The organism is Kitasatospora sp. NPDC041988 (assembly GCF_055588525.1).
The window spans coordinates 125,089-143,828 of sequence record NZ_JBVJCO010000026.1 but is presented as its reverse complement, the minus strand read 5'-3'; the positions used below and the strand labels follow the sequence as shown (position 1 = coordinate 143,828).

General features: G+C 70.9%; 28 protein-coding genes. 12 read left to right on the top strand and 16 right to left on the bottom strand.

The window, feature by feature from the left end; all coding sequences use genetic code 11:
• A partial coding sequence (locus ACZ6NC_RS25240; protein ID WP_465736028.1) for a DoxX family protein occupies positions 1-200 on the bottom strand: 200 nt, incomplete at its 3' end.
• A 138-nt stretch (positions 201-338) separates the two neighbouring features.
• On the opposite strand from ACZ6NC_RS25240, the gene ACZ6NC_RS25235 reads away from it, so the two are divergent.
• On the top strand, positions 339-881 hold the full coding sequence (locus tag ACZ6NC_RS25235; RefSeq protein WP_465736027.1) for a GNAT family N-acetyltransferase: 543 nt from the start codon (positions 339-341) through the stop codon (positions 879-881).
• 18 nt (positions 882-899) lie between these two features.
• Entirely contained in the window at positions 900-1,031 is a 132-nt protein-coding gene (locus ACZ6NC_RS25230; RefSeq protein ID WP_465736026.1) for a hypothetical protein, read from the top strand.
• Between the two features lie 94 nt (positions 1,032-1,125).
• Here ACZ6NC_RS25230 and ACZ6NC_RS25225 read toward each other — a convergent pair whose 3' ends face one another.
• On the bottom strand, positions 1,126-1,350 hold the full coding sequence (locus tag ACZ6NC_RS25225; RefSeq protein ID WP_465736025.1) for a hypothetical protein: 225 nt from the start codon (positions 1,348-1,350) through the stop codon (positions 1,126-1,128).
• A gap of 30 nt (positions 1,351-1,380) precedes the next feature.
• Positions 1,381-1,707: a hypothetical protein gene (locus ACZ6NC_RS25220; RefSeq protein WP_465736024.1), complete on the bottom strand. Its 327-nt coding sequence runs from the start codon at positions 1,705-1,707 to the stop codon at positions 1,381-1,383.
• A 174-nt stretch (positions 1,708-1,881) separates the two neighbouring features.
• Here ACZ6NC_RS25220 and ACZ6NC_RS25215 point away from each other — a divergent pair, with 174 nt between their 5' ends.
• Both ACZ6NC_RS25215 and ACZ6NC_RS25210 read left to right on the top strand, forming a co-directional pair.
• Positions 1,882-2,829 carry a helix-turn-helix domain-containing protein gene (locus ACZ6NC_RS25215; protein ID WP_465736023.1) on the top strand — a complete coding sequence of 316 codons (948 nt, stop codon included), beginning with the start codon at positions 1,882-1,884 and terminating at the stop codon, positions 2,827-2,829.
• Positions 2,792-2,923, top strand: coding sequence for a DUF397 domain-containing protein (locus ACZ6NC_RS25210; RefSeq protein ID WP_465736022.1), 132 nt, complete (start codon positions 2,792-2,794; stop codon positions 2,921-2,923). The genes ACZ6NC_RS25215 and ACZ6NC_RS25210 overlap by 38 nt, the downstream gene beginning before the upstream one ends.
• Positions 2,924-2,933: 10 nt before the next feature.
• Here the strand turns inward: ACZ6NC_RS25210 and ACZ6NC_RS25205 are convergent, their stop codons facing one another.
• Positions 2,934-3,434, bottom strand: a complete 501-nt coding sequence (locus tag ACZ6NC_RS25205; protein ID WP_465736021.1) for a DUF3995 domain-containing protein — start codon at positions 3,432-3,434, stop codon at positions 2,934-2,936.
• A 256-nt stretch (positions 3,435-3,690) separates the two neighbouring features.
• On the opposite strand from ACZ6NC_RS25205, the gene ACZ6NC_RS25200 reads away from it, so the two are divergent.
• Positions 3,691-4,077, top strand: a complete 387-nt coding sequence (locus tag ACZ6NC_RS25200; protein ID WP_465736020.1) for a DoxX family protein — start codon at positions 3,691-3,693, stop codon at positions 4,075-4,077.
• Between the two features lie 68 nt (positions 4,078-4,145).
• Positions 4,146-5,042, top strand: a complete 897-nt coding sequence (locus tag ACZ6NC_RS25195) for an RNA polymerase sigma-70 factor (RefSeq protein ID WP_465736019.1) — start codon at positions 4,146-4,148, stop codon at positions 5,040-5,042.
• On the opposite strand, the gene ACZ6NC_RS25190 is transcribed toward ACZ6NC_RS25195, so the two are convergent.
• On the bottom strand, positions 5,029-5,319 hold the full coding sequence (locus ACZ6NC_RS25190; protein ID WP_465736018.1) for a hypothetical protein: 291 nt from the start codon (positions 5,317-5,319) through the stop codon (positions 5,029-5,031). The genes ACZ6NC_RS25195 and ACZ6NC_RS25190 overlap by 14 nt on opposite strands.
• A 534-nt stretch (positions 5,320-5,853) precedes the next feature.
• Between ACZ6NC_RS25190 and ACZ6NC_RS25185 the strand changes: the two genes are divergently transcribed.
• Entirely contained in the window at positions 5,854-6,444 is a 591-nt protein-coding gene (locus ACZ6NC_RS25185) for an HhH-GPD-type base excision DNA repair protein (RefSeq protein WP_465736017.1), read from the top strand.
• 71 nt (positions 6,445-6,515) lie between these two features.
• Here ACZ6NC_RS25185 and ACZ6NC_RS25180 read toward each other — a convergent pair whose 3' ends face one another.
• From ACZ6NC_RS25180 to ACZ6NC_RS25160, 5 genes are all read right to left on the bottom strand, one after another.
• A complete protein-coding gene (locus ACZ6NC_RS25180) occupies positions 6,516-6,857 on the bottom strand; it encodes a DoxX family protein (protein ID WP_465736016.1) in 342 nt (113 codons plus the stop codon).
• A gap of 102 nt (positions 6,858-6,959) precedes the next feature.
• Entirely contained in the window at positions 6,960-7,952 is a 993-nt protein-coding gene (locus ACZ6NC_RS25175) for a hypothetical protein (protein ID WP_465736015.1), read from the bottom strand.
• A 14-nt stretch (positions 7,953-7,966) separates the two neighbouring features.
• A complete protein-coding gene (locus tag ACZ6NC_RS25170; protein ID WP_465736014.1) occupies positions 7,967-8,809 on the bottom strand; it encodes a papain-like cysteine protease family protein in 843 nt (280 codons plus the stop codon).
• Between the two features lie 414 nt (positions 8,810-9,223).
• Positions 9,224-9,565: a DoxX family protein gene (locus ACZ6NC_RS25165; protein ID WP_465736013.1), complete on the bottom strand. Its 342-nt coding sequence runs from the start codon at positions 9,563-9,565 to the stop codon at positions 9,224-9,226.
• Between the two features lie 105 nt (positions 9,566-9,670).
• On the bottom strand, positions 9,671-10,066 hold the full coding sequence (locus ACZ6NC_RS25160) for a DUF4345 domain-containing protein (protein WP_465736012.1): 396 nt from the start codon (positions 10,064-10,066) through the stop codon (positions 9,671-9,673).
• Positions 10,067-10,149: 83 nt separating this feature from the next.
• Here ACZ6NC_RS25160 and ACZ6NC_RS25155 point away from each other — a divergent pair, with 83 nt between their 5' ends.
• Complete coding sequence (locus tag ACZ6NC_RS25155) at positions 10,150-10,758, top strand: TetR/AcrR family transcriptional regulator (protein ID WP_465736011.1); 609 nt, start codon at positions 10,150-10,152, stop codon at positions 10,756-10,758.
• A gap of 54 nt (positions 10,759-10,812) precedes the next feature.
• Positions 10,813-11,082 carry a DUF2087 domain-containing protein gene (locus ACZ6NC_RS25150; protein ID WP_465736010.1) on the top strand — a complete coding sequence of 90 codons (270 nt, stop codon included), beginning with the start codon at positions 10,813-10,815 and terminating at the stop codon, positions 11,080-11,082.
• Between the two features lie 44 nt (positions 11,083-11,126).
• On the opposite strand, the gene ACZ6NC_RS25145 is transcribed toward ACZ6NC_RS25150, so the two are convergent.
• Together ACZ6NC_RS25145 and ACZ6NC_RS25140 are read right to left on the bottom strand one after the other, a co-directional pair.
• The gene (locus tag ACZ6NC_RS25145) at positions 11,127-11,339 is read right to left on the bottom strand and encodes a KTSC domain-containing protein (protein WP_465736009.1); all 213 of its coding nucleotides are present in this window, start codon (positions 11,337-11,339) and stop codon (positions 11,127-11,129) included.
• Between the two features lie 66 nt (positions 11,340-11,405).
• Positions 11,406-12,893 (bottom strand): MFS transporter, encoded by a 1,488-nt coding sequence (locus ACZ6NC_RS25140; protein ID WP_465736008.1) that lies wholly within the window; start codon positions 12,891-12,893, stop codon positions 11,406-11,408.
• 96 nt (positions 12,894-12,989) lie between these two features.
• Between ACZ6NC_RS25140 and ACZ6NC_RS25135 the strand changes: the two genes are divergently transcribed.
• Positions 12,990-13,979, top strand: a complete 990-nt coding sequence (locus ACZ6NC_RS25135; protein ID WP_465736033.1) for a helix-turn-helix transcriptional regulator — start codon at positions 12,990-12,992, stop codon at positions 13,977-13,979.
• On the opposite strand, the gene ACZ6NC_RS25130 is transcribed toward ACZ6NC_RS25135, so the two are convergent.
• The 3 genes from ACZ6NC_RS25130 to ACZ6NC_RS25120 are packed head-to-tail and all read right to left on the bottom strand — an operon-like array spanning position 13,976 to position 14,841.
• The gene (locus ACZ6NC_RS25130; RefSeq protein WP_465736007.1) at positions 13,976-14,137 is read right to left on the bottom strand and encodes a hypothetical protein; all 162 of its coding nucleotides are present in this window, start codon (positions 14,135-14,137) and stop codon (positions 13,976-13,978) included. The genes ACZ6NC_RS25135 and ACZ6NC_RS25130 overlap by 4 nt on opposite strands.
• Entirely contained in the window at positions 14,125-14,310 is a 186-nt protein-coding gene (locus tag ACZ6NC_RS25125; protein WP_465736006.1) for a hypothetical protein, read from the bottom strand. The genes ACZ6NC_RS25130 and ACZ6NC_RS25125 overlap by 13 nt, the downstream gene beginning before the upstream one ends.
• A gap of 12 nt (positions 14,311-14,322) precedes the next feature.
• Entirely contained in the window at positions 14,323-14,841 is a 519-nt protein-coding gene (locus ACZ6NC_RS25120) for a YbhB/YbcL family Raf kinase inhibitor-like protein (protein WP_465736005.1), read from the bottom strand.
• Between the two features lie 162 nt (positions 14,842-15,003).
• On the opposite strand from ACZ6NC_RS25120, the gene ACZ6NC_RS25115 reads away from it, so the two are divergent.
• Together ACZ6NC_RS25115 and ACZ6NC_RS25110 are read left to right on the top strand one after the other, a co-directional pair.
• Entirely contained in the window at positions 15,004-15,678 is a 675-nt protein-coding gene (locus ACZ6NC_RS25115) for a rhomboid family intramembrane serine protease (protein WP_465736004.1), read from the top strand.
• A 112-nt stretch (positions 15,679-15,790) separates the two neighbouring features.
• Positions 15,791-16,957, top strand: a complete 1,167-nt coding sequence (locus tag ACZ6NC_RS25110) for a hypothetical protein (RefSeq protein WP_465736003.1) — start codon at positions 15,791-15,793, stop codon at positions 16,955-16,957.
• A gap of 49 nt (positions 16,958-17,006) precedes the next feature.
• Here the strand turns inward: ACZ6NC_RS25110 and ACZ6NC_RS25105 are convergent, their stop codons facing one another.
• On the bottom strand, positions 17,007-18,644 hold the full coding sequence (locus ACZ6NC_RS25105) for a helicase HerA-like domain-containing protein (protein ID WP_465736002.1): 1,638 nt from the start codon (positions 18,642-18,644) through the stop codon (positions 17,007-17,009).
• Positions 18,645-18,740: the final 96 nt, after the last annotated feature.

Genomic DNA, 18,740 nt, shown 5'->3' with positions numbered 1-18,740 from the left:
ATCACCGGCACGAACAGCCCCGCCACCAGGCCGGCCGCCCCGGCGACCTTCGCCGCACCCAGCCAGTTCCACCACGCCTGCGGAACGCCGTACTGGGCCAGCGGCTGAACGACGTACGCGGCGCGGGCGAAGATCGACGCGCCCGAGAAGCCCGCCATGAACGCGGCGACGGCGGTGACGACAACGTAGGCGGTGGACATCAGGGATTCTCCTCAGCGGGCGGGTCTCTCGTGCTCTTCCACCCCTCTGACCCGCCGCACGACGCGTGTGTGACAGGACGGCCGAACCGGTTTTCCGGCCGGCCGGTGAAGTCGGCGCCGGCTGCGATGATCACCCGCATGAACAGCGGACCCCTCGACCTGCGACAGGCCACAGCCCCGGGTGACGTCACGCCGGAGCTGAGGCAGGCACTCCTCGACTGCTGGATCGAGGTCACCAACGCCGGCGGGGCAGCCGGGTTTCCCTTCCCGCCCATCGACGCGGGCCAGGCCGCCCCTGTGCTCGACTCCCTCGTCGCGGGCCTTGCGGCGCAGACGAGCCGCCTCGTGGTCGCGTCGGTCGACGGCAACCTCGCCGGGTGGCTGAACGTCCGGCGTGATCCCTTCGAGCTCGTCGCCCACTGGGGGACGCTCCACCACGTCCAGACACGGACGGGCCTGCGGGGCCGCGGCATCGGGGCCGCCCTCATGCACCACGTTCGTGACATCGCCCGCGACGAGATGGGGCTGGAACAACTCCGCCTGGCCGCACGCGGCGGCGTCGGGCTGGAGGACTTCTACGGCCACCTCGGCTGGCGGGAGATCGGCCGTTGGCCGGGTGCCCTTCGCCTCGGCCCCGGGGACGACCGCGACGAAGTCCTGATGATCCTGGCACCGCTCTGACGCCGGACAGGAGATCCCGTGTCCGTCCCGTCGAACCCGCCCCGGCGCCGCCGCTGCCAGGCCGTCGCCCAGCCCTCGCTGTGCGGGATGCCGGTCACCAGGGCGGCGGCGTTCACCATCCACCACACCAGCCGGCGCACGCCCGGCTGACCGGGGTCGACCAGCAGGGCGGCCACGGTGGAGACGGCCACCGACGCGCCGACGACCAGGAGGACGGCGGCCACCTCGGCTCGAACGGACGGGCTCACCTGCGAAGTCCCTTGCGGATGAGGTCGGTGAGCCGCTCGACGACGTCCGCCCGGACGGCGCCCAGGTCGATCAGCACGACCCCGGTGCTCTGGGCGGACCGCCAGTCCACGCCCGCCGAGGGGAGCGTGAGGCCGGCGGCGGCCAGGGTGGCCTGGAAGTCGTCGAAGGCGTCGGCGGCGCGGCGGCGGTCGTAGGCCGTCATCCTGCCCAGCATGCTCATGGTGGTTCCTCGGGTGCGGAGTTGAGGGGATCAGAAGGCGGCGGAGGGCTTCGGCGGCTTGTGCTGCGAGAGCCAGCGGGGAGCCGTCTCCCATTCGACGCCACCGCCGAAGGGGCGGAGGAACGCCATGCCGTGGTGGAAGGCCATGAACGCGCCCCACCGTCCGCTGCGGACGTCGAAGACGGCCTCGCCCCTTCTGACGGGGCGGTACGGCAGAACGGGCGGGACGGCGGTGGGGACGGGCGCGGGCACGGCGGGGGCGATGCTTTCGCTGTCGAGGCGGGCCTCGGGGATGGCGTCGTTGCAGTTCGCGCAGAGGCAGGGCGGGAAGTTCCGCTCGATGATGAGGTTCGTCATATCTAATCCACTGTTCGAGGACGATCCGTTGCGGGAGGAGCGCAGGAGGAACGCGAGTGCCGTCGCGTTTTCGCGAATCCCTTGCGAAGGAAGTGTCGGTCTGTGACCGTGGGATAACCAAGGGTTTCCACAAGACACTTCAGGCGCTCTTACAGCGGGGGAGGTGGGCCGGCCATGGCTCGCAGGAAGGTGGATCCGGGCGACCGGCCCAGGACCTGGGGAGACGAACTCGCCCACTGGCGGCAGGCGGCGGGCCTGCGACAGGACGAACTGGCCGTGATGGTGAGCATCCATCAGACGCGGGTGTCGCAGTTCGAGCTGAGCAAGGCACCGCCGACGCTCAAGGATGCGGCGATGTTCGACAAGGCGCTCGGCGCGGGCGGGCACCTGATTCGAAGCTATGAGCTAGTCGCGCCGTACTTGCACGATTACCACCCGGACTGGTTCCAGGAGTTCGCGAGGTCCGAGGCGAAGGCACGGGTGATTCGAGAGCTCCAAACAGGTCGAATCTCGGGCCTGCTCCAGACCGAGTGCTACATGCGAGCGCTATTTGCCGAGGAGAACGAGGATCTGGGCCCCAGTGAGATCGACACCATGGCCAAGGCCCGCCTAGAGCGTCAGGCCCGGCTGCTGGCTCCGCGGAACGCCCCGCTTCTCATTGCCATCCTTGAACAGGCAACCCTGGTACGCATGATTGGCAGCCGCGATGTGATGCTGGAGCAGATGCAGCATGTGATCGACTCGATGCAACGTAGAAACATCATCGTCCAGGTCCTCCCCTTCAGCGCAGCGGCGAGGGCATGGGTTCCGGGCATGGTCGTTCTGGAGATGCCGGACGGTAGTCGCCGCGTCTACTCAGAGAGCCTGAACCGGGGCCACTTCATCGACGATGCAGATCAGGTCGAGCGCTGGACGACTGACTATGATCGGGCCAGAGCAGCGGCCTTGTCGGAGCCGGAGTCCGTCCGCCTGATCCACCGCATCATGAGAGGACTGAGCAACCGTGTCCCAAGCCCTCGAACTGACGACCTCTCTGTGGCGCAAGAGCAGCTACTCCGGCGGCAACGGCGGCAACTGCATCGAGGTGGCCCCCGGCTACCCCGGCCTCGTCCCGGTGCGTGACAGCAAGGACCCCCACGGCCCCGCCCTCACCTTCACCCCCGCCGCGTGGGCCGCCTTCATCGCCGCCGTCCACACCGGCGAGTTCAACGCCTGACAGCGTCAACTCACGCCCGGCCGGCCTGGAACCGCTGCCAGGCGGCCGCGCCCAGCGTGACGCCCCAGACCACGAAGAGGCCGTACCAGAAGAGCCCCCACACGGCCTGCGGGTGGGCGTCCCTTGCGGCGAACTCCGGGGCGGAGACCACGCGGCCGGCGGCGAGCAGGTACCGCATGGCGAAGTACGTGAAGCCCCAGAGCGTCATCCCGATCGAAGCGAGCCCGGCCGGGACGGCGATCAGCCGGGCCGGGATGCGCCAGCCCATCGGGTGGACGAGGGCGAGCGACAGTAGCGCGCCGAAGACGGCCACCGCGCCCATCCCCCAGTAGCCGACGGCCGCTTCCCAGGTGCCGTGCGGGGCTGAGTCGAAGTCCCCGGGGAAGGTCGCCGCGATTCCCGCGCCCCACCAGAAGTGCGGCGCCGCGTACGCCAGCGCCGCCCCGGCAGCCGCGTAACCGGCCCACTGGGAGCGGTGGTTCGGCAGCGGCATCGCGGTCACGGCGGCCATCAGGTCCTCCAGAGGAATCGGTCTCGACGGGCGGCCTCAACGCGCCCCCCGCCCACAAACCGAGTCTCCCGCCTCACACCCCTCCCCCGGATCCGGCAGCCGGACGATCCTGTCCTCCCCCCACCGGGGGAACCCTCGTCCACCCCAGGTCCCGGCCGCCGAACCCCACCCGCGGAGTGATCCGCCTCACACGGTGTCACAACCGCTGATCACGCGGTGTCTTGAGGCCGAGCCGCCGGAACCGAAGGAGCACCCCATGAACCTCGCGCTGTGGATCGCTGCCGGACTGCTTGCCGTGGTCTCCCTGGCCAGCGGCATCAGCAAGGCGTTCGTGCCGAAGGAGAAGCTGGCCAAGGCCCCCGGCGGGGAATGGACCGAAGACGCCGGCGTCGGCTTCGTCAAGACCCTCGGGGTGCTCGAACTCCTCGCCGCGGTCGGCCTGGTCCTGCCCGCCGTGGTCGGCATCGCTCCGGCGCTGGTGCCGGTGACCGCCGCCTGCTGGGTCCTGCTGATGGTCGGTGCGATGATCACCCATCACCGCCACGGCGGTCTCGACAGGTTTGTGGCGGTGAACGTGATCTATCTCGCTCTCGCGGCATTCATCGCGTGGGGCCGCTTCGACATCGAGCCCTTCACCGTCTGACCGACGGCCGCAAAGGCTTCCCGACGACCCGCACGATGACGTACCGCAACGAAGGAGAAGGTCGAGAGATGAGCGACCACACCATCGGCACGGCGACCGAGACGTTCGTCGCCCATCGCAACCTGCTCTTCACCGTCGCCTACGAGATGCTCGGATCGGCGGCCGACGCCGAGGACGTCCTCCAGGAGACCTGGCTGCGGTGGGTCGAGGTCGATCTGGAGCAGGTGCGCGACCAGCGCGCCTACCTGGTGCGGATCACGACCCGGCAGTCGCTCAACCGGTTGCGCACCATGTCGCGCCGCAAGGAGGCGTACGTCGGCCCCTGGCTGCCCGAGCCGATGCTCACCGCGCCGGACGTGGCCGAGGACGTCGAGCTCGCCGAGAGTGTGTCGATGGCGCTGATGCTCGTCCTCGAAACGCTGTCGCCGACGGAGCGCGCCGTCTTCGTGCTGCGCGAGGTCTTCGATGTCGGCTACGACGAGATCGCGGCTGCCGTCGACAAGAGCCCCGCGGCCGTCCGCCAGATCGCGCACCGCGCCCGTCGGCACGTCGACGCCCGCCGCCCCCGCGAGGTGGCCTCCGCAAGCGAGACCCGGGCGGCGCTGGAGTCGTTCCATCGCGCGCTCGAAACTGGCGACCTGCAGGGCCTCCTCGACGTGCTCGCCCCCGAGATCGTCCTGATGAGCGACGGCGGCGGCATCAAGCAGGCCGCGCGCCGGCCGGTGCTGGGCGCCGACAAGGTGGCCCGCTTCATGCTCGGCGGCCTCGGCAAGAACGAACGCCCGATCGTCGTCGCCCCCACCGTCGTCAACGGCAGCCCGGCACTCCTCGTCCACCTGGACGGCGAGCTCGACGGCGTCATGGCGGCCCGGGTCGAGGGCGCCCGCATCACCGGCCTCTACTACGTCCGCAACCCGGAGAAGCTGGCGTACGTCGAATCCGAGACCTCGCTCACCCTGCGATGAGCACCGTCTCATCTTGGTCGGCCGGAGGGCCGGAGGGCATGAAGCCACAGGGCATCCTGCCCGAATCCAGGGTGCCTGCGGGCCCGGCACCCCCTCCACCGGCCGCCGGAAGGGTGACACTTGGCGCCGATCGCTGCGGGGTGTCGTACACGTGCGCCTCGCTGCGGATCGTCCCGTCGGGCATCCGGATCTTCTCGACCCGGTAGTACCCGGCGTCGGTCAGTTCCTTCAGCGCCCGCCGGACGGCTCCGCGCTCCTGCGGGCTGGTGTCGGCCATGTGCCGACCGTCCTCCCGCCATCCGTCGGGCCGGGAGAGGAGGTCCGCGAGCAGCCCACGGGCGGTGTAACTCAGCCGCCTGTCCTGCAACAGGCCGTTGGGAAGCACGGTGAAGTGGCGTACCTGTTCGGTACGATGGATACGCGTCGGGAGCTCTTTCTCCTGGTGCCGGGCCCCGGGGTGTTGGTAGCACCGCCGGGGTCGCCTATTTTCTGTTAGGCCACGGGACGTACCACAACGGCCTTGCCTACCAAGCCTGTTGACGATATCGCCGCCAAACGACCATTCCTGGCCGCACTTGATTGAGCCGGCCCCCGGAAAATCGATCGATCCGGACACGATTGATCACGCCCCGCGCCGGGCAAAGCAGAGGAATATCCCGCGCAATACCTGACCACACAACAACTCCGCTAACGAACCACCCAGCCACTCCAAGGATTCTCCGCCCCTGGGCGTGTTGACCCCTCCCCCTCCTCCCCCGTCCACCAGACTGGGCGGCGACCCGAGTCTCCACGATCCGAGGAGGGCTTGCCCATGAACGTCACCGTCCGGCTCGCGCAGCAGCCTGAGGCCGACGAACTGCTCGGGCGCAGCGCGCTCGCCGCGCTCGTCGGGATGTTGCTCGATCAGCAGGTGCCCATGGAATGGGCGTTCACCGGCCCGCTCACCATCGCGCAGCGGCTCGGGCGGGAGGACCTCGACGCGCACGAGATCGCCGTCCACGACCCGGAGGCCTTCGTCGCCCTCCTCTCCGCCAAGCCGGCCGTCCACCGCTACCCGGCCGCGATGGCCAAACGGGTCCAGCAGCTCTGCCAGTTCCTCGTCGCCCAGTACGATGGCGACGCGGCCGGTCTCTGGCGGGACGTCAAGTCCGGCCGGGAACTGCTCAGCCGCCTCAACGCCCTCCCCGGGTTCGGAAAGCAGAAGTCGCAGATCTTCCTTGCCCTCCTCGGCAAGCAGTACGGCGTGCAGCCGGAGGGCTGGCGCGAGGCGGCGGGCGCCTACGGCGAGGAGGGGGCGTACCACTCGGTCGCCGACATCACCGGCCCGGAGTCCCTGGAGAAGGTGCGCGCCCACAAGCAGGAGGTGAAGCGCGCCGCCAAGGAGGCCAAGGCCAAGGCCTGATCACGCCGCAGCGCCTGCGCCCGGCACTCGCGAGGAGTACCGGGCACAGGCGGCGCGACGGAGAGCCTCCGTCAGGCGAACAGCACCAGCGAGGCCGCAGCCGGCGCCATGTACATCACCGGCCACACGGTGTGGGCGTAGTCCCGGGCCCGGACCACGGTGACGACCGCGCCCAGGAAGTACAGCACCAGCCCGACCGCGGCCAGCACCCCGATCACCGGCACGAACAGCCCCGCCACCAGGCCGGCCGCCCCGGCGACCTTCGCCGCACCCAGCCAGTTCCACCACGCCTGCGGAACGCCGTACTGAGCCAGCGGCTGAACGACGTACGCGGCGCGAGCGAAGATCGACCCGCCCGAGAAACCCGCCATGAACGCGGCGACGGCGGTGACGACAACGTAGGCGGTGGACATCAGGGATTCTCCTCAGCGGGCGGGTCTCTCGTGCTCTTCCACCCCTCTGACCCGCCGCACGACGCGTGTGTGACAGGACGGCCCAAAAAACTTTCCGGGCCCTCAGCGATCCGCTACGCGACGACGGCGCAGGTGGATCCCGCCTCCGGCGACCACCAGTACGGCCGCCGCCCCGGCGACCGCGGTCTGCCAGGATCCGGCGGTATGCGACTCGGCCGATGCCACCGGCTGCGCGTCGGGCACCGGCTGCGCCCCGGCCACCGGCTGCGTGTCAGGCACCGGCTGCGCCCCGGCCACCGGCTGCGCGTCGGGCACCGGCTGCGCCCCGGCCACCGCCTGGGCGCCGTCCACCAGTCCGAAGCCGCCGGCCAGGCCCTTCTGGTCGTACCCGGAGCCGGGCTGCTTGTCCGCATACCGCCCGGACACCAGCTTCTGATAGGCCGCCAGCGTGATGTTCTGGTGACCCCCCAAGCCCTTGGTGGCCTCGGAGTTGAGCGCCACGACGTCACCGCTCGGCGTGAGCCGGTACCAGGCGTGGATCTGTGGTTCGCCGAAGGTGCGGGCACCGGCGGTGGCGCCCTCCGCCAGCTTGACCTCGCCGTCGCCGTCCCGGATGCCGGCCAGTTGCCAGCCGTTGCCGCCCTTCGCCTGGGGTGCGAGCAGCACCGCCGCCTGATGGCCGTCGGCGGCGTTCACCCTCGAGACGAGGTAGGACAGGTTCAACGCGCCCTGCGCCGTCGGCTGGGCCTTGCCCGAGACGAAGTCCGGCGACAGCTCGTACAGCGGGACGGGGTCCTTCAGTTCGAACGACGGCGCACCCACCGCCTTCGGGGCGTTCGGCCGCGCGCCTGTGGCGCCGCCGTCGGCGCCCGTGCCGCCACCCCCGGGCGCGGCAGCGTTCTTCACGGCACCGAGGAAGCGGGAGACGGTGGTCTGCGTCTGACCGGAGTGGAGCACCTGCTGTGCGGCGCCGTAGTCCGGCACGTCGGCCGCGACGCTCGGCCCGGTCCCGCCGTCGGCCCACGCCGGCGTCGTGGCGGCGACCGCCCCCGCCAGTACCACGGCCGTGAGAGCGACAACGCTCAACTTCTGCATGTCCGTTCGCCTCCTCATGCGTGGATGCCCGTTCGCGAGTGGGTCCACTGGAACGAGTTGTTGTTGACGTAGGTGTCGAAGTTCCACCAGGTGTAGGTCTGCGTGCTGGGCCACGGATCGCCCACCGCGATCATGTTGCTGGTGCTGTCGTAGCCGTAGATGACGTTCATGTGGCCGCCACCCGACCGCCAGCCGATCCGCACGGCGAGCGGGCGGCCGCCGGCTATCTCGTTGGCGACCTCGCTGAACGACGCGTTGCGGCTCAGGCTGTAGCCGGTGTTGCGGAAGCCGATCCGGGACAGGCCGTTGGCCATGTCCTCCAGCGTTGCGGGCTTGTCGTTGCAGTCGAGCCAACGGCCCTGCGCGGCGAGGCGGCAGAAGTCGTACTGGTTGTACTGGGTGTAGCCCCAGTAGTTGGCGATGGTCAGGCCGGAGGCGTCCCAGCACCACTGGTCCTGGACCTGCTTCTGCATGGTGATGTCGAGCGCCGTCCAGCTGGTCGGCCGGGTGGAGCTGCAGACCGGCAGGTTGCCGGTGTTCTCCCTGATGAAGGCGTCTGCGATGTAGAAGGCGCCGGACCAGATCCATCGATTGTTGCTCTCGACCGTGTCGCCCGTGGTGCGGCAGACCATCGGAATTCGGTCGCCCACCTGGGCCTGACCGGTGGTCCGGGCCGAAAGTGACGGCAGCACACGCTCGTTGACGGTGCTGTAGTTGCCCTGTCCCCCGACGACAGTGCCCTTGACCAGGTCCGCCTGGGCCGTCACACCCAGGCCGAACGCGATCGTGCCGGCCAGCAGGGTGGCGGCGGCCGCCACCACCGTCGCCCGACGTGACTTTCTACGGTGTCTGCTCATGCGTCAGATCTCACTCCCCGTTTACCGGTGAAAACTGAATTCCGGGGAGTCTGGCAGAGCCGCGCGATGACCGGAACGAGCGATTCCGAGCGCGATGATCCCGCTTTCAACCAAACGATGTGACGAACTATCAACTTCGTTCATCGCCACGCCGATTGGCGACCGGCCGCACGATTTGGTCTAGTCCACAGTTACGCAATCATTACCGCCCGGAGAAAATTCCAAGACATCTCGCCGATGCGTAAAATTGCACACAGTTAGTGCAATGTTACTGTCGATGATGATTCCAGAAGCGGCGATTCGGCATTCCGAAGCAGCGCTTATGGAGCGTCTCGCGCCCCGTCGGCTCATCGATGCCTGCGCCCGACACTCGCGAGGAGTACCGGGCACAGACGGCGCGACGGAGAGCCCCCGTCAGGCGAACAGCACCAGCGAAGCGGCAGCCGGCGCCATGTAGATCAGCGGGAACGCAATGTGCCCGTACGCCCGCGCCCGGGCCACGGTGATGGCCGCGCCCGCGAAGTACAGGACCAGGCCGATCGCGGCGAGCACCCCGATCACCGGCACGAACAGCCCCACCACCAGGCCCACGGCCCCCGCGACCTTCGCCGCACCGAGCCAGTTCCACCACGACTGCGGCACGCCGTAGTCGGCCAGCGGCTGCACCACGTACGCGGCGCGGGCGAAGATCGACCCGCCCGAGAAGCCCGCCATCACAGCGGCCAGGACGGTGACGACGACGTAAGCGATGGACATCGGATTCTCCTCAGCGGGGCGGGTCTCTCGCGCTCTTCCACCCCTCTGACCCGCCGCACCGCCCAGGTGTGACACGCCCGCCGAAGATTTTTTCCGGATGCCACGTCAGGCCCGCGTGGCCGCCTTCTCGTCCGCGTCGGCGAGCCAGAAGTACAGTGCCGACAGGGCGAATTCGAGCACCATCAGCCCCACCTGGAACCCGTGCGGCCAGCCCTCCACCGCGATCGAGAGCACCCGCCCGAGCGCGCCCAGCAGGAAGACGCCGGTCAGCATCCGGACCGCCGCCGCCGGGATCGGCGTCTGCCGGGCCGCCCAGATCCAGGCGAGCCCGTACCCGACGAAGATCGCGCCGAAGAACCGGCCCATGCTGTCGACCGTCGGGCCGGCGTCCGCCGCGCCCGGGATGGCGGCGTTGCCGCCCAGGACGTGGAGGAGCCCGATCGCCACGTCTGCGATCCCCATCGCCCACGCGAGTAACCGCAGCGCCTTGACCTTGGCCATGACCAACTCACCCCTCGCGCTAGTTGACACACGTCTACTTAAGTAGGGCCTGCTAGTAGACACGTGTCAAGTAGGCTCTTCCCGTGACTTCCCGCAGACGACTCAGCCCCGCCGACCGTCGCGCCCAGCTCCTCGCCGTCGGCGCGCAGCTCTTCGCCGCGCGCCCGTACGAGGAGGTGCTGATGGAAGACATCGCCGAGCACGCAGGCGTCTCGCGCGCGCTGCTGTACCGGCACTTCCCGGGCAAGCAGGAGCTGTTCGCGGCGGTCTACCAGCAGGCGGCCGACCAACTGCTCGCCGAGACGCGGTTCGACCCCGCCGCCACCCTGGTCGAGCAGCTCGCCCAGGGCATGGACACCCACCTCGACTACTTCGTGGCCAACCGCAACGCCGTCCTCGCCGCCAACCGGGTCCTCGCCGGCGACCCGGTGATCCAGACGATCATGACCAACGAACTGGACGCCCTCCGCGCCCGCCTGCTCGGCGTCCTCCCGCTCGCCGACGAGGGCGCGCGCGAGGCCGTCTCCGGGGTGCTCAAGAGCTGGTTGGTCTTCGTCCAGGTGCTCTGCGTCGACTGGCTCACCAAGGAGACCTGCACCCGCACCGAGCTGCGCGACGTCTGCATCGGCGCCGTCCTGGGGGCCGTCCGCCCGCTCCTCTCGGCCGACCCCGCCCCGGACTGGCCGCGGTAGCGGACCGGCGAAAACGTGTTGCCCGCCCACCCCCCGCCGGGCGAGGCTCGGCGGATGACCGATGCCACCGCCCCCAGCGTGTCCGCCCTCTTCTCCGCCGAGGGCCGGCTGACCACGATCCCCCGTAAGGCGGCCCGCCGCGCGCAGCTGCTCACCCACCTCGCCGGCACCCTGTTCGAGCCGGACCGCGCCTACACCGAGCGCGAGGTCAACGACGTGCTGCGGACCGTCCACGACGACTACCCGGCCCTGCGCCGCTTCCTGGTCGAGGGCGGCCACCTCGCCCGCCCCAAGGACGGCAGCAGCTACCGCCGCGCCACCTGACCGACCGACCGACCGACCAACCGGCCAACCAACCGGCGAAACCCTCAGACCAACCGCCGGTACGCGTACCGCCCCCGGACCTCCCGGACGAAGTACCGCCCGTGGCTCTCCGCCGCCATCAACTCCCGGTGCACCCGCCCGGGCACGGCCTCGTACACGTAGACGCGCCCGCCGGTGAACTCCAGCTCCAGCAAGAGCAGCGCCGCGTCGTACCCGACCGAACGCAGCGCCGACGAGTCCACCGCCTGCCGCTCCATTGCTCTCCCAGTGTGCGCACGAGGGCCCCGGCCGCGCCTCGCGACCGGGGCCCCACACACCGACCGTCAGACCAGGACGGGCTCCCGCTCCTTCGACGGCCCCTCCACCCCGACGGCGTCCGCGGCCGGCGCCGCCTTCCGCTTCGGCAGCGCGCACATCAGCAGGAACACCAGCACGAGCACTCCCGCGACCCACCACATCGCGTGGACGAAAGCCCCGTTGAACTCGGCGCCCACCGCGTCCGGCGCGACCACGTCGTCGATCTGGCCGAAGAACGCCACCGACACCAGGCCCAGCCCCAGCGCGTTCCCCACCTGCTGCACCGTGTTGATCAGGCCCGAAGCCGAACCGGCGTGCTCGCGCGGCACCTCCGCCAGGACGGCGTCCGTGATCGGCGCGACGATCAGGCCCATCCCGAGGCCCATCACCACCAGCGGCAGCGCCATCTGCCACGGCGCGATGGCCGTCCCGTACCGCTCGGCCTCCCAGATGTACGTCAGCACGCCCACCGCCATCACCAGCGCGCCCGCCTGGAGCACCTTCCGCCCGAACCGCGGCACCAGCTGCTGCACCGAGAGCCCGGCCGCCACCGAGACCGCGATCGAGAACGGGATGCCGGTCGTGCCGGCCTTCAGCGGGCTCCAGCCCAGGCCCAGCTGCATGTAGAGCGTCCAGACCAGGAAGAAGATCCCCGAGACGACGCCGAAGGTCAGCTGCACGCCGATACCGGCCGCGAAGCTCTTCACCCGGAACAGCGACAGCTCCACCAGCGGCGAACCGTCCCGCCGCGTCTTGATCCGCTCGTACGCCACGAACAGCGCGAACACCGGCAGGGAACCGGCCATCGACAGGTAGCCCCAGAGCGGCCAGCCGGCCTCCCGGCCGTGGGTGAGCGGGTAGATCAGCATCAGCAGGCCGGCGCTGGCCAGCCCCACACCCAGCAGGTCCAGCTTCAGCGCCTTCTCCGCCCGCGACTCCCCGATGAACGCCCGGCCGAGCAGCAGCCCGGCGATGCCGACCGGCAGGTTGATCAGGAAGATCGGCCGCCAGGCCAGGCCGAAGAGGTCGCCCTCGGTCAGCAGCGCGCCGATCATCGGGCCGGAGACGGCACCGAGGCCGACCACCGCGCCGAACAGTCCGAACACCTTGCCGCGCTCCTCCGCGGGGAAGGTCGCGTGGATGATCGACAGCACCTGCGGCACCATCAGCGCGGCCGTCGCACCCTGCACCACCCGCATCGCGACCAGCATCTCGGCACCGGTCGCCAGCCCGCAGAGCGCGGAGGCGACGGTGAACCCGCCGATGCCGAGCAGGAAGAGCCGCTTCCGGCCGTAGATGTCGCCCAGCCGGCCGCCCGTGATCAGCCCGATCGCGAAGGCCAGCGCGTAGCCGCCGGTCACCCACTGGACGGCGCTGAAGGAGGCACCGGTGTCCGCCTGGATGCTCGGGACGGCGATGTTCACGATGGTGACGTCCACCAGGTCCATGAACGAGGCGGTCATCACGATCGCCAGCGCGATCCACCTCCGCCGGTCGGAATCCACTGCACCCATCACGTTCTCCTCTACTACCTCGCTCTTCGGCACGTCTGCGACAGTAGAGGGCATGTAGGTCAGATCCTGTCCTCCTTGTCCGGCATCCTGGAGGGCATGACGGACACCCCGGCACGGCTCCTGAATCTGCTCTCCCTCCTCCAGACCCCGCGCGAGTGGCCCGGCAGCGAGCTGGCCGAGCGCCTCCAGGTCAGCCCGCGGACGATCCGCCGCGACATCGACCGGCTCCGCGAACTGGGCTACCCGGTCGAGGCGACGATGGGCGCGATCGGCGGCTACCGGCTGGTGGCCGGCACGGCGATGCCGCCACTGCTGCTGGACGACGAGGAGGCGGTGGCCATCGCGGTCGGTCTCCGCGCGGCGGCCGGGCACGCCGTGGTCGGCATCGAGGAGGCGTCCGTCCGCGCGCTCGGCAAGCTGCTCCAGGTGCTGCCGGGCCGCCTGCGCCGCCGGGTCGGCGCGCTGAACACGGCCACCGTCCCGCTGCTCACCGGCGACGGGCCGACCGTCGACCCCGAGGACCTCACCGTGCTCGCCAACGCCGTCACCAACCGGGAGCGGCTCCGCTTCGGCTACCGGGCGGGCAACGGCGCCGAGACCCGCCGCCAGGTCGAGCCGAACCGCCTGGTCTCGGCCGGACGGCGCTGGTACCTGGTCGGGTACGACCTCGACCGCGACGACTGGCGGCTCTTCCGGGTGGACCGGCTCAGCGAGCCCTTCGCCACCGGTGCCCGCTTCACCCCGCGCGAACTCCCCGCCGAGGACGCGGCCGCGTACGTGGCGAGCAAGCTCCGCCGCCTCACGCCCACCTACACCCTGGTCGCCACCCTGCACACACCGGCCGCCGAGGTCGAGCGCTGGCTCAACCGGAACAACGACTCCTCGGTCGAGGCGATCGACGAGCAGAGCTGCCTCATCCGCTCCCGGGCGGACTCGCTCGAATACCTGGCCATGCGCCTGCTCATGCTGGGCTGCGAGTTCGAGGTGCACGAGCCGCCGGAGATGAACGCCCACCTGCGCGCCCTCGCCGCCCGCGCCAACCGCGCGGCCGACAGCGCGGGTCAGGCCACAGACAGCGACAGCTAGGCCGCCACCCGGTACCAGCCGTTCCCAGCCCGGAACCAGAGCACCCCGTTCCGCCCGTACGCCCGCACCCGGTCCAGGTCCCCCGGTACGCCCAGCCGCCCGCGCCGGCGCTCCTTCCACGCCCCGCCGACCAGCTCGCACCACGTCAACTCGCCCACTCGGCATCGCAGGGCAGGTCGAGGCGCTCCCAGCCGTAGGACTTCGACAGGTTCTCCTCGGACACCACCAGTACGACCAGCTCGCCGCCCGGCCCGACCGTCCAGCCGAGGGCCCGGCGGCCCGCCGTGAACTCCTGCTCGGGCAACCGCCAGACCTCGACCGGTTCATTCATCCGAAAAGAATCTCAGACGCCGTACTCAGCCGTGATCACCGCGCGCGCCAGCGTGTGGAAGGTGATGTGGAACCCGATCTGGGCCGCGGGCGTCTCGGCGGTGACGTCCAGCTTCTCCACGTCCAGCGCGTGCACGGCGAACGCGTACCGGTGGGCGGGGCCGGGCGGCGGGGCGGCGCCGTCGTACTTGTTGCCGGGGAAGTCGTTGCGGGCGTGGAAGGAGGCGTCGCCCGGCAGGTCGGCATCGGACGAGCCCGCGCCGCGCGCCAGACCGGCGGTGCCCGCGGGCAGGTCGAGGGCGAGCCAGTGCCACCAGCCGGAGCCCGTCGGGGCGTCCGGGTCGTAGCAGGTGACGGCGATGGACCGGGTACCCGCCGGCAGACCCGACCAGGCCAGCTGCGGCGAGAGGTTGCCACCCGCGTGGGTGAACTCCTTGGCCAGCGTGCCCCCTTCGGTGATGTCCTCGCTGGTCAGCGCGAAGGACGGCACCTGCGGCAGGAACTCGTACGGCAGCGGCGGACGGACGCTCATGAATGGTCACCTCTCGGCAGGCTGCACGGCGCAGCTCAGGCTGAATGACGCGATTCACTGTAGTGGGGTGCCGCCGCGGGCCACCCCGTCCTAGGGCTGTCTGACAATTCCCGCCGCGCGCTGATGCGACGCGAATTGTCAGACAAGCCCTAGAGTCGTGACATGGCCTCCAAACTCGCCCGCCTGCTCGCCGACTCCCGACGGGCGCTCTTCACCATGCTCGGCGTCCTGGCCGTCATCTGGCTGGTGCAGCTGGTGAACTGGACGGACGACTACGGCCTCTCCCGCGAGTGGGGCCTGCGTTCACAGCGCCTGGACGAGCTGCCGGACATGTTCACCATGCCGTTGCTGCACGGCAGTTGGGACCACATCGAGGCCAACTCCTGGCCGCTGTTCGCCTTCGGCTTCCTCGCCGCCTACCGCGGCATGAAGAAGTTCCTCTGGGTCTCGCTGGTCATCCTCCTCACCGGCGGCCTGACGGTCTGGCTGTTCGAGCGGCCCGAGGCGGTGACGGTCGGCGCGAGCGGCATGGTCTACGGCTACTTCGGCTACGTGGTGCTGCGCGGCCTCTTCGACCGCAACCTGCTGGACGCGGTGATCGGCGTCGTGATCGCGGCGGCGTACGCGTACGTCCTGCTCGGCGTGGTGCCCGGTGATCCGGGGATCAGCTGGCTGGGCCACCTCGGCGGGCTGATCGGCGGGCTCGGCGGCGCCTGGCTCTTCCGCAACCGCGGCCCGAAGCCCGCCCCCGCGCCGCAGCAGGCCACCCCCGCCCGGCAGCAGGCCGCCGGCCCCAACGCCGCCCTGCTCAAGGAGCTGGACGACCTCGGCCTCTGAGCCAGGGCTTGCCTGACAAGCCCTGGACCCGTCCACCCCGGCCAGGTCTAGACCAACACACCCCCTGCGGCTAGCGTGAGAGGGCACCTGCCCCCTGCTCCGGAGCCGCACCGTGGAGTCGTCCGTCCTCGCCTTCGCCACCGACCTGCTCGACGAAGGCGCCGACACCTTCTTCGGCAACCTCACCGACCGGGCGGGCGTCGGCGGCGTCACCCTCGCCTCGGTCTACCACGAGGCCCGGGACGTCTTCCCGCACAACCCGCACCGGGTGATCCGCTATCTGGAGCCCGGCGCCGCCTACTTCCGGCCCGACCCGGCCCGCTGGGCCGGCCGCCGGCTACGGCCCACCCCCTCCACGGCGATCGGCGACCGCGACCCCTTCGCCGAGGCCGCCGCCGAGGCCCGGCGCCGCGGGCTCAAGCTGCACGCGTGGACGGTCTTCTGCCACAACGACCGGCTCGGCTTCGAGCACCCGGACTGCGCCCCCGCCAACGCCTTCGGCGACCGCCACCTCACCGAGCTCTGCCCGGCCGCCCCGGAGGTCCGCGAGTACGCGGTGACCCTGGTCGGCGAGCTGGCCCGGTACGGGGTGGACGCGATCCGGGCCGAGTCGCTGCACTTCCACGGCCTGCGCCACGGCTACCACCACGAGCGCTACTTCGAGGAGCTGGGCCCGGTCGCCGAGGCGCTGCTCGGGGTCTGTTTCTGCGACCACTGCCGCGCCGCCGCCGGCCGCGCGGGCGTGCCGGCCGACGAGGTGGCCGCGGCCGTCCGCACCGAGCTGCGCCGCCGGCTGGCCGACGACGCGGCGGCCGCCGAGCCGGGCGCCCTGGACGAACTGGCCGGCGGCTCGTTCGCCGCCTACGTGGACGCCTCCGCCGCGACGGTGACCTCGCTCGCCGCCGAGGTGGCCGCGGAGGCGCAGCGGCACGGCATGCGGCTGAGCTTCATGGACGGCGGCGGCCCGGGGAGGGGCTGGCTCTCCGGCATCGACCTGCCCGCGCTCACCAAGGCCGCCCACCAGATCGAGACGCTCGGCTACGCGAAGACCCCGGAGGCCGTCCGCGAGAAGATCGCCGCGTTCGCCCTGCACGGCGTCCGCCCGCAGGAGATGGCGGTGATCCTGCGACCGATGGCCTCGGACTGCGACGGCCCGGCCAACCTCGCCGCCAAGATCGCCACCCTGCGCGAGCTGGGCGTGCCGGAGGTCGAGTTCTACCACTACGGCCTGATGCGGCTCTCCTCGCTGGACCGGATCGGCGCCGCCCTCTCCGGCTGACGAGCGCCCTCCGCCCGACTGCACTCCGCCCGACCGGGCGGAGGGGGTGTCAGCGCCGCCGCCGGGACGTCCCGAACAGGCTGCGCGAGATCTCCCGCCCAAGCTGCGTCCCGGCCGAGCGGGCGAAGGACTTGAGCGTCGGGTTGCTCAGCAGCGACCCGAGCAGCCCGCCGCCGTCCTTCTCCTCCCGCTCCTGCCGACGCGTTTCCGAAGGCGCCCGCTCCCGCGAGGGCTCGGGAGCGGATTCCGAGCCAGGAGCCGGCACCGGCACCGCCTCCGGCCGCGCCGCCCTGGCCGCCAGCTTCTCGTACGCCGACTCCCGGTCGACCGCGTCCCGGTACCGGGCCGTCAGGGCGGACGCGTCCACCGCCGCCCGCAACGCCCCCGCCTCGACCGGCCCCATCAGCGACTGCGGCGCCCGCAGCCTGGTCGCCGCGACCGGCGTCGGCGCGCCCTTCTCGGAGAGCACCGTCACCACCGCCTCGCCGGTGCCGAGCGAGGTCAGCACCTCCCCCAGGTCGTAGGCGGGCGACTTGGGGAAGGTCGAGACCGTCGCCTTGAGCGCCTTGGCGTCGTCCGGGGTGAAGGCCCGCAGCGCGTGCTGCACCCGGTTGCCGAGCTGGGCCAGCACGTCCGAAGGCACGTCCTTCGGCGTCTGGGTGACGAAGAAGATCCCGACGCCCTTGGAGCGGATCAGCCGGACGGTCTGGGTGATCGCCTCCAGGAAGGCCTTGGACGCACCCTTGAACAGCAGGTGCGCCTCGTCGAAGAAGAAGACCAGCTTGGGCTTCTCCAGGTCCCCCACCTCGGGCAGCTCCTGGTAGAGGTCGGCCAGCAGCCACATCAGGAAGGTGGAGAAGAGCCGCGGCCGGTCCTGCACCGCGGGCAGCTCCAGGACGGAGACGATGCCCCGCCCTCCCCCGCCCTCCGGGTGGGAGGTGCCCCCATCGGCAGTCCGCAGCAGCTCGGCGGTGTCGAACTCCGGCTCGCCGAAGAACGCCCCCGCGCCCTCGTTCTCCAGCAGGGTGAGTGACCGCAGGATCACCCCGGCGGTCGCCGCGGAGAGCCCGCCGATGCCCTTCAGCTCCTCCTTGCCCTCCGGCGAGGCGAGGAAGGTGATGACGGCGGTGAGGTCCTTGAGGTCGTACAGCTCCAGGCCGCTCCGGTCGGCGTAGTGGAAGACCAGCCCGAGCGAGGCCTCCTGGGTCTCGTTCAGGTCCAGCACCTTGGCGAGCAGCAGCGGGCCGAAGCTGGTGACGGTGGCCCGGATCGGGATGCCCGTGCCGAGGCCGCCGAGCGCGTAGAACTCGCTCGGGCAGCCCTGCGGCGACCAGCTCTGCCCGACCTCGGCCGCGCGGGCCGCCGTCCGCTCGCTCGGCACGCCGGGCGCGGAGACGCCGGAGACGTCGCCCTTGATGTCGGCCAGGAACACGGGCACGCCCTGCGCGGAGAGCTGTTCGGCGATCAGCTGGAGGGTCTTGGTCTTGCCGGTGCCGGTGGCGCCCGCCACCAGGCCGTGCCGGTTGAGCACCCCGAGCGGGATCCGCACCGGGGCACCGGGGTAGGCGGTGCCGTCCAGCAGCACCGCGCCGAGGTCGAGGGCGGGCCCGGTGAAGGCGTATCCGTCGGCGATCTCCCGCACCCGGGTGGGGACGACGGCGGAGGACGGCGGCTCGGCGGTGGACATCGGGCACACTCCAGAGGCAGAGCTGAGGGGCGACGTTCGCGACATTTCCCATGAAACAGCCGCAATCGTCCGCCCGCAGCTCGCACCTGAGCGCGT